The sequence below is a fragment of the Pseudovibrio sp. Ad5 genome (genome assembly GCF_001623095.1).
Classification (GTDB): Bacteria; Pseudomonadota; Alphaproteobacteria; order Rhizobiales; family Stappiaceae; genus Pseudovibrio.
The window spans coordinates 95637-103517 of the sequence record NZ_LMCH01000009.1; the positions used below are offsets into that span (position 1 = coordinate 95637).

Consider the following 7881-nt stretch of genomic DNA (forward strand, 5'->3'; position numbering starts at 1 on the left):
ATTTGAATGGTGTTCAGATGTAGTGTTTCCTGAACTGTGTCTTGTTGTTGACTTGTCTATGCGGGAGACAGCTGACAAAATGCATATCAGCTACAATACTGCGCGCAATCATATGGCACGAATAACGGAAAAGGCTGGCTTTGGGTCTCAAAGTGAGCTTGTTCGCATTGCCAGTGATTTTGCTGCGCGAGTTCCATCCTCATTGTCTAAGCAATAAAGGTTCTTGCATTGCATAAACGTATTTATGTCTTCGGAGCTTCATGCGCAGGTTCGACCACGCTTGGCCATCGACTTGCTCATGCTCTTCCAGTTCCTCATGTGGATTCTGATGATTACTTTTGGGAGCAAACAGAACCACCCTTCGCAGTAAAACAGCCTCAAGAAGAGCGGGTTGCGCTCATGAAACCAGCGATGGGCGAAGGTGGTTGGGTTTTGAGTGGAGCTTGTGAGGGCTGGGCGAAAGAGCTTGTCTCTCAAAGCACGCTTGTTGTTTTCATCAGTGTACCGCAAGACGAGCGCTTGCAGCGATTGAAAAAACGAGAAATGGAACGTTTTGGGGATCGTATTCTTGAAGGTGGCGACATGTTTGAGACGCACGAGGCTTTCTTTCAGTGGGCATCGCAGTATGAGCAACCCGACTTTTCTGGCAGGAGCCGGCATAGGCATGAAGCCTGGCTGAAAGAATGCAAAATGCCTGTATTGCGTCTTGATGGAAGATTAGAGCGTGATGATCTGGTTGCAAAAGTACTGCAAACATCTGCATGAGCATTGCATAATCAATAGTTTATGGGCTTTTGTAGATAAAAATAGATTTTATATTCTAAAATGTCACCGCGATTATTTGAGTGAATGTAGATTTACGTAAAGGATAGGTGTGAAATTAAAGAGTAGATCTACTTGTGTGTTCAATATGAATATTACATGTGTTTGATTGTGCTTTGTCGATTCTCTAGTTTATATAATTTTGATTTAAATTTTTGGAGAATTGCGATGAAATACATTTGTGTCTTCCTGTTTGTGGTGTTCTCATTCAGCGCAAATGCTGAGTTGATCAGGTCTCAGGTTGCGGCAAACCGTACTGCAAAACTTAACGTTTATAGCTATTACGTTCCTGAAACATGCAGCTCTGCGACCTTACCAAAAGTCTCTTTTGTTAAGAAACCGGAGCATGGTGTCGTTCGTTTTGTGCAGTCCCGATCTGCACTGCCAAAGACAGCTGGTAAATGTGCGGGTAAACAAACGAACGATCTGATCCTGTACTATTCGCCGGATAAAGACTTTCGGGGCACAGATAAGGTCGTGACCAAATTTCGGATGTATTCGGCAGGACGTGTCATATCTGGTGGGAACACATATGAGATCGAAATTAAGTAGCAGTCCGTCTTACTGTCGCATGAGCAACCGTTCGGTTCATCATTACGGAGCGGTTTTTTATGGGTTCAAGCTGTCGTTATGACTGCGTACGCGGATGAATTTCATTGAGGCTGATTTGTCTGTCGGAGTGGTTTAGATAGCTGGCAGTATATCCTCATATTCTGGGTGTTTTGAGTGAAAAACTCAATTGTGATCATCTTGATGGCAATTATATTGTCGTCTGGCTGCGTGTTTTCTTTCAAGTCGTAGTGATGAAGGTGCTTAATGTTGACATGAGCTCAGCAATGCCTAAGAGTTAATTGATGAATTTTCGTAGTGGTTTGGTCGGGGAGGACTGAGCCGCTGCAAGAACTAATAAGCCGGGACATAATAGTATCGTCAAACTAGCCGGCCGGGGGAGAGTAATATGCGTCTGTTTTCCTACAAAAACAGAAAGGTTCATCTTGGACCATATCCTTCTGAACGATTGAAGCGGACGCATGAGGTGGTTGATCTGAGGCTTGTGCCCGAGGTGATGCCAACGGTTTTCTCACAGGCCGATAATCCAGAGATCCTGAGCAACTCGATGGCATCCTTCAGCGCGATCATGGATGCGATCCGCGATGGGGCACACAACGCCAAGCCCTCAGAGATCCCGGATGATCCGCAGGAGAGGGCTAATCACCTCAAAGCTGCTGGTTATTTCTTCGATGCCACTATGATGGGTACGTGTGATCTGGTTCCTGATCATTTTCTTGAACGATCGCTGCGTAATCCTGATCTGGATAAGCTCGCAAAAGATCTTCAGACCTTTCAGCCCAAGACTCTGGCAGCTGGCATTGACGTGACCATGGCTGATGTCCGCGACAGCGCCGCATCCACCCCCGGACCTGTGACACATCATGGCTCTGCGCTGGTGGTGCTAATGGAGCATCCGCGTGAGCCGAGAGCTGATGAGCCAGGTGGTGATTGGATTGTGGGTACCTGTGAGCACCGTTCTGCTATCCGCGCGGCTGAAGTGGCTGTGGTTCTGGCCAACTACCTGCGCTTGTTGGGTGTCGAGGCGCGTGCGCATACCACGAGCAGTGCTGATGTGGACCTGAACCGGTTGGCGGTTTCTGCCGGATTGGTGGAGGTGCTTGAGAAAGACGGTGAAACAGTCGTTTCCAATCCATATGTTGGCCGCGAGTTTACACTGGCGGCTGTGACGACCACGCTTGAACTGACACCTGATCAGCCGCTTGCACCACGGAAACTGGCGGATATCTGGAGTTCTCACGGCCCTGCATGGCAGCTGGGCATAGGGACATTCAAGAATGCCTTTAATCGCAAACCGTTTGAGAGCCGCGATTACCACATGGGGGCGTTCCCGTTTGAGAAGATCAAGCGGGTTGACGAGACAACGACCTTTATTGATGAGCCGCGCGTGCCGCGTGTCCCTAAACGGACGGATATGTTTGCGCGTGCTCTTTTCGGCGATATGGGTAAGCCCCTTCAGGAAGCTGCTAAAAATGGGGGGTATCTCGCCAAAAACCCGATGGGGTACTGCGCCCGCCGTGCGCTTGCCGCGCTGATCTTGCTGCAAGATGGTGAGACCGCCTCTGAAGTTTCGCCGAGTGCGGTAGACCCGGATAAAAACGCGGCCAACGTAAAGTCGGCACTCTATTTCCTTGGTGCTGATGCTGTTGGCCTATCCCGCTGCCCAGATCACGCCTACTATTCTCATGATGCGCGCGGTGAGCCAATTACGCCTTACCATAAAAATGCGATCTCCATTCTGGTGGATCAAGGGCATGAGACGATGGAGGGCGCAAGCGGAGATGATTGGATCTCCGGCGCACAGTCGATGCGAGCGTATCTGCGAACCTCCATTATTGGCGGTATCGTTGCCGAACAAATCCGCCGCCTAGGGTATCCGGCCCGCTGTCACTCTGTCGTTGATGGTGAAGTTCTTCAGCCACCGCTGTTACTGCTTTCTGGTCTTGGGGAAGTGAGCCGTATTGGCGAGGTTATTCTGAACCCTTACCTTGGCCCGCGCTTAAAATCTGGCGTGGTGACGACGGATATGCCGTTCACCTGCGACAAGCCAATCGATTTTGGCCTGCAACGCTTTTGCGAAAGTTGCAATAAATGTGCGCGTGAGTGTCCATCTGGGGCGATCACAGCTGGGCCGAAACGTATGTTCAATGGCTACGAGATCTGGAAGTCAGACTCTGAGAAGTGCGCGCGTTATCGTGTGTCCCAGCCAGCGGGATCCTTGTGTGGTCGCTGCATGAAAACATGTCCGTGGAATCTTGAAGGATTGTTCAGCGAAGCTCCGTTCCGCTGGACAGCAATGAAGCTGCCATCTTCTGCCAAAGTTCTTGCCAAGCTGGATGACAAGCTTGGCAATGGATCCATAAACCCTGTCAAAAAGTGGTGGTGGGATCTGGTTGCGAGCGGTGATGGTAATTATGTGATTGCTGAAGAGACCAATGCGCGCGAATTGCAGCTCGACCTTGATCTTAAATATGAAGATCAGACGCTGGCGGTGTATCCAGCCAATCTTGCGCCGCATCCATGGCCATTTCCGTTCATGATGGACCGGGAAGCAGGGATCAAGGCCTATCAGGATATGATTTCAGCTGAGGAATACAAAGCCCGCCTTGCTGTTGGGTCGAATGACCTGGCTCCTGTTTATGAGGTCAGTGCGAGTTCGTCTCCGGTCTTAGCAGTTCGCCTGTCTAAGGTGGATGTGGAAGCGGAAGGTGTATCGCGCTACGAGTTCATGTTGGATGATGGCTCGCCGTTGCCTGTGTTTGAAGCTGGAGCGCATATCGATGTTGTTGTGGCTCCTGAGTTTTTGCGCCAGTACTCACTGGCGGGCGATCCGGCAGACAGCAGTAAATATGTGATTGGTGTTTTGGAAGAGAAAGAGGGGCGCGGCGGTTCAGCGCTCATGCACCGGATCTTCGATGAAGGACGCCGGGTTTTCATTTCCAAACCGATCAATCATTTTCCGTTGCATGAAGATGCAAAGAAAACCCTACTCTTTGGCGGTGGAATTGGTGTGACACCAATGATTGCAATGGCGCATCGTTTGCATGTGCTTGGGAAGCCTTTTGAGTTGCACTACTGTTTCCGTCATCGCCACAAGGCTGGGTTCATCGATGAAATTCAGCGAGCACCTTGGGCGGATAAGGCTTTCATTCATTGTTCCAGTGAAGGAACACGGGCAGATTTGAGCACAATTCTGGCTGACTTTGAAGACGGGTATCATGTTTACACGTGTGGTCCGGATGTCTTCATGGATGGAGTGCTGGAGACTGCTGCTGCTCAAGGCTGGTCTGAGGAGAGCTTGCATAAAGAGTATTTCTCGGTTCCGGATCAGGGTGATTATGTCAACACAAGCTTCTTTGTGAAACTGGCGTCAACGGGTGAGCGTATTGAGATCCCGGAGGACAAGAGCGCAGCTGATGTCCTGAACGAGAAGGGAATTTCAGTGCCAACCAAATGCTCGGATGGCATTTGCGGGGTCTGCACGGCCAAATATCAAGGTGCCGAAGTGGAGCATCGTGACTTTGTGCTGAGTGGGAAAGAAAAAGAAGACACTCTGGTTCTGTGCTGTTCCCGAGCGAAGAATGAGGGCGCCGAGCTTCGACTTGAGCTCTAGACGAATTTTTCATGATGTGGTTTTGACGTTTTGAGGCGGGAGCTGTTGTTTCCGCCTCTTATAACTTTCTAGTGCTCTCCTGTAGCTAAGTTAGAATGCGCGCTGTTTGTCGAGATTCCTGAATTGCGAGAGCATATATTCATCCAGATCGGTGGATTACGCCCGTATTGCTGTTGGGCCGTAATGCTCAACCGAACTTAGAGCAACTTTAAGGGCTGAAAATTCCAGAGGTTGATTGGGCTGCTGGGTTCTCCCATTGGCCAATTTCCTCAAGTATAACGGTGTTATATTTTTATTGAGTCGTTATGGGGGAACTATGACTAAGGTACTTTATGAAAAAGATGGCCGTATCGCACGCATCACACTGAACAGGCCTGAGGTGATGAATGCTATTGATATGGATATTCCGCAAGAGCTGGCGGCTTGTGTGGCACGGGCGAACTCAGATGACGGTGTTCATGTCATTGTGCTTGGCGGTAATGGGCCTGCGTTTTGTGCGGGATATGACCTGACGGCTTATGCTGAAACGGAGGGAAGTAATCCGGGTGTTCAGGAAATGCCTTGGGATCCTATGAAGGATTATGCCTTCATGAAACAAAACACAGATCTATTCATGTCGTTGTGGCGCAGTTATCGGCCTGTCATTGCAAAAGTGCATGGCCACGCCGTTGCAGGTGGTTCCGACATTGCACTGTGTTCTGACATGATTGTTATGGCAGAGGATGCGCATATTGGTTACATGCCGGTCCGAGTGTGGGGATGTCCTACAACTGCAATGTGGGTTTATCGGCTTGGCCCGGAACGTGCAAAACGCATGCTGTTGACTGGCGACAAAATTGATGGTCGAGAGGCAGAGCGAATTGGTCTGATCCATAAAGCTGTGCCCTTAGATCAAATTGATGAGGAAGTTGAAATGCTTGCTGAGCGGATGGCTGGTATTCCGGTGAACCAGCTGATGATGCAAAAACTCATGATCAACCAAGCGATTGAGTCCATGGGGCTTTACCAGACGCAAATGATAGCGACGCTCTTTGATGGTATTACGCGCCATAGCCCTGAAGGCATGAATTTTAAACAGCGGGCGGAAGACGTGTCTTGGAAACAGGCTGTTCGCGAGCGTGATCAGGGCACATTTGATTGGACCGCTAATCGCCCGATTAATGCGCCTCTTTAATGTGAGAAACGATGCCTGATTTACATGATCAAGAAAGCACCAAGGTTGATGCCCGCCAAATGCGGGCAGACCATCTGAGAGGGACACGCCGGTCGCTCATTGTGAATGCTGCACGTGATGTTTTCACAAAAGAAGGTCTCGACGGGGCTTCGATGCGCTCCATTGCCCGAACTGCCGGATGTACAACCGGTGCAATCTACCCTTATTTTCATGGCAAAGAAGAGCTTTACTGTGCTGTTTTACAAGAAGCACTAGAGCAGCTGCATTTCAATGTCACTGAGGCCATTAAAACCTGCTTATCTATAGAAGAGAAGGCTCAGGCTGGTGTACTTGCATTCTTTGATTTCTATAATGAACGCCCGGATGATCTTGCTTTGGGTTTGTATGTGTTCAGTGGATTGAAGCGGGTTGGATTGGGGCGTGAGCTTGATGGTGTTCTTAACGTGCAAGTTAGTAGGGTGATTGCATTGATTGAGGGGTGCGCTCGTGCTGGAGGTCGGTCTCCGGAATGGCCGGCTGGTGCGATTGCGCATTGCATGGGGTTGTTGGTGATGGGACATACAGGTCGGTTGTCTCACTGGGACTATGACGGGCGCTACCTGTTGGAGCAGTTTTTACGTCGGTGATTGGCCTTTGCCTCCTTTCTAGGTGTAAGCCGGATGGTGCATTCTAGCTTGGTGAAGTATAAGTTAGCCAGTAGCAGGGAACGATCTACTCAATAAGTTCATTATTCGATTATCAAAGAACTCGGGTTTTACCGATAGTCGGGTTGTCTGGTGTTGGCTTTGATAGTGTAGCTTGTTTTGATCTTGGTCTATTCCTGTAATGTTCTCCTTGAGTCTTTGTTGGTGGTGATTGGGTTGCCGAGATTGGGTTGATATTTGGAATTGGTTTGATTTGAAGGCTTGAAGTAGTTTGAGTTTGGCCGTTTGCTTCGGGTGCTAATGTCGTTTGTGCTTGTCGCATGTTGGACAGGAGTATTTGCGGTGAAGTGCTAGGCTTATGTGAATGCGCTTTTGTCGTGGTGCGTGCAGTATCGGGCTAAAACGGAACCTTCTTGTTGTGATGGGTGCGGTGCCGGGTTGAATTGAGCGTTCTCTTGGACCTGGGGGTGCTGAGTTAAATGAGCTGTAGTGCTTTTGCTGACTTGATTTAAAGTGCTGGCTTTGTGGTTTGTCCGATGCCGATGCCGATGCCGATGCCGATGCCGATGCCGATGCCGATGCCGATGCCGATGTTGTCGTGCTGAGTACGGGGATATGTTTTTCTGGAGCGGGAATAGATGTTGGCAGATGGGGAATAAGTCTGCTGCTGAATCTTGCTCTTAGTTGTTTTTTGGACTGACTTGGTGCGAGGTCTTTTGTGGCCTTACTCTGCTGTTTGACCTGCTGGTTTTACATAGCAATGTAACATTGCAGGTTTGAACGCAAAAAAACGCAAAGCCTCTCAAATCTGGCGTTGTGGTGTTTTTTGGCTGCTGAAGGTGTTTTTTTGTTGTTGCGCTTTGTGTGTTGGTTTGGCTTTTGGGCTCACGGCTCACGGCTCACGGCTCACGGCTCACGGCTCACGGCTCACGGCTCACGGCTGTAACACTGACCGGTCAACTATCGCGCACTTTATATGCATCTGGTCTTTCTCTAGTGTCTGTCCTTTAAGAGTTGCCTCTGATTGGTGACGCTGATCTCTTTGGCTCCAACCTTGG

At 49.5% G+C, this 7881-nt stretch carries 7 protein-coding genes; all 7 read left to right on the plus strand.

All coding sequences use genetic code 11. The features are described 5' to 3' along the window. Window positions 1-22: 22 nt before the first annotated feature. The 7 genes from PsAD5_RS06520 (at window position 23) to PsAD5_RS27985 (ending at window position 7523) form a co-directional block, all read left to right on the plus strand. A complete protein-coding gene (locus PsAD5_RS06520) occupies window positions 23-217 on the plus strand; it encodes a helix-turn-helix domain-containing protein (protein WP_063291505.1) in 195 nt (64 codons plus the stop codon). Between the two features lie 11 nt (window positions 218-228). Further along, window positions 229-765, plus strand: a complete 537-nt coding sequence (locus PsAD5_RS06525; protein WP_063291506.1) for an adenylate kinase — start codon at window positions 229-231, stop codon at window positions 763-765. Between the two features lie 225 nt (window positions 766-990). Continuing rightward, window positions 991-1374 carry a hypothetical protein gene (locus PsAD5_RS06530; RefSeq protein ID WP_063291507.1) on the plus strand — a complete coding sequence of 128 codons (384 nt, stop codon included), beginning with the start codon at window positions 991-993 and terminating at the stop codon, window positions 1372-1374. 406 nt (window positions 1375-1780) lie between these two features. Next, on the plus strand, window positions 1781-5005 hold the full coding sequence (locus PsAD5_RS06535; RefSeq protein ID WP_063291508.1) for a 2Fe-2S iron-sulfur cluster-binding protein: 3225 nt from the start codon (window positions 1781-1783) through the stop codon (window positions 5003-5005). Window positions 5006-5321: 316 nt separating this feature from the next. Further along, complete coding sequence (locus PsAD5_RS06540) at window positions 5322-6179, plus strand: crotonase/enoyl-CoA hydratase family protein (protein WP_063291509.1); 858 nt, start codon at window positions 5322-5324, stop codon at window positions 6177-6179. Between the two features lie 11 nt (window positions 6180-6190). Continuing rightward, entirely contained in the window at window positions 6191-6805 is a 615-nt protein-coding gene (locus tag PsAD5_RS06545; RefSeq protein ID WP_063291510.1) for a TetR/AcrR family transcriptional regulator, read from the plus strand. Between the two features lie 547 nt (window positions 6806-7352). Next, complete coding sequence (locus tag PsAD5_RS27985) at window positions 7353-7523, plus strand: hypothetical protein (protein WP_193776998.1); 171 nt, start codon at window positions 7353-7355, stop codon at window positions 7521-7523. Window positions 7524-7881 lie beyond the last annotated feature (358 nt).

What these genes read in the sequence shown, in the direction of transcription:
- PsAD5_RS06530 (WP_063291507.1), top strand. Translation starts at nt 991, where the DNA reads ATGAAATACATTTGTGTCTTCCTGTTTGTGGTGTTCTCATTCAGCGCA.
- PsAD5_RS06535 (WP_063291508.1), top strand. Translation starts at nt 1,781, where the DNA reads ATGCGTCTGTTTTCCTACAAAAACAGAAAGGTTCATCTTGGACCATAT.
- PsAD5_RS06540 (WP_063291509.1), top strand. Translation starts at nt 5,322, where the DNA reads ATGACTAAGGTACTTTATGAAAAAGATGGCCGTATCGCACGCATCACA.
- PsAD5_RS06545 (WP_063291510.1), top strand. Translation starts at nt 6,191, where the DNA reads ATGCCTGATTTACATGATCAAGAAAGCACCAAGGTTGATGCCCGCCAA.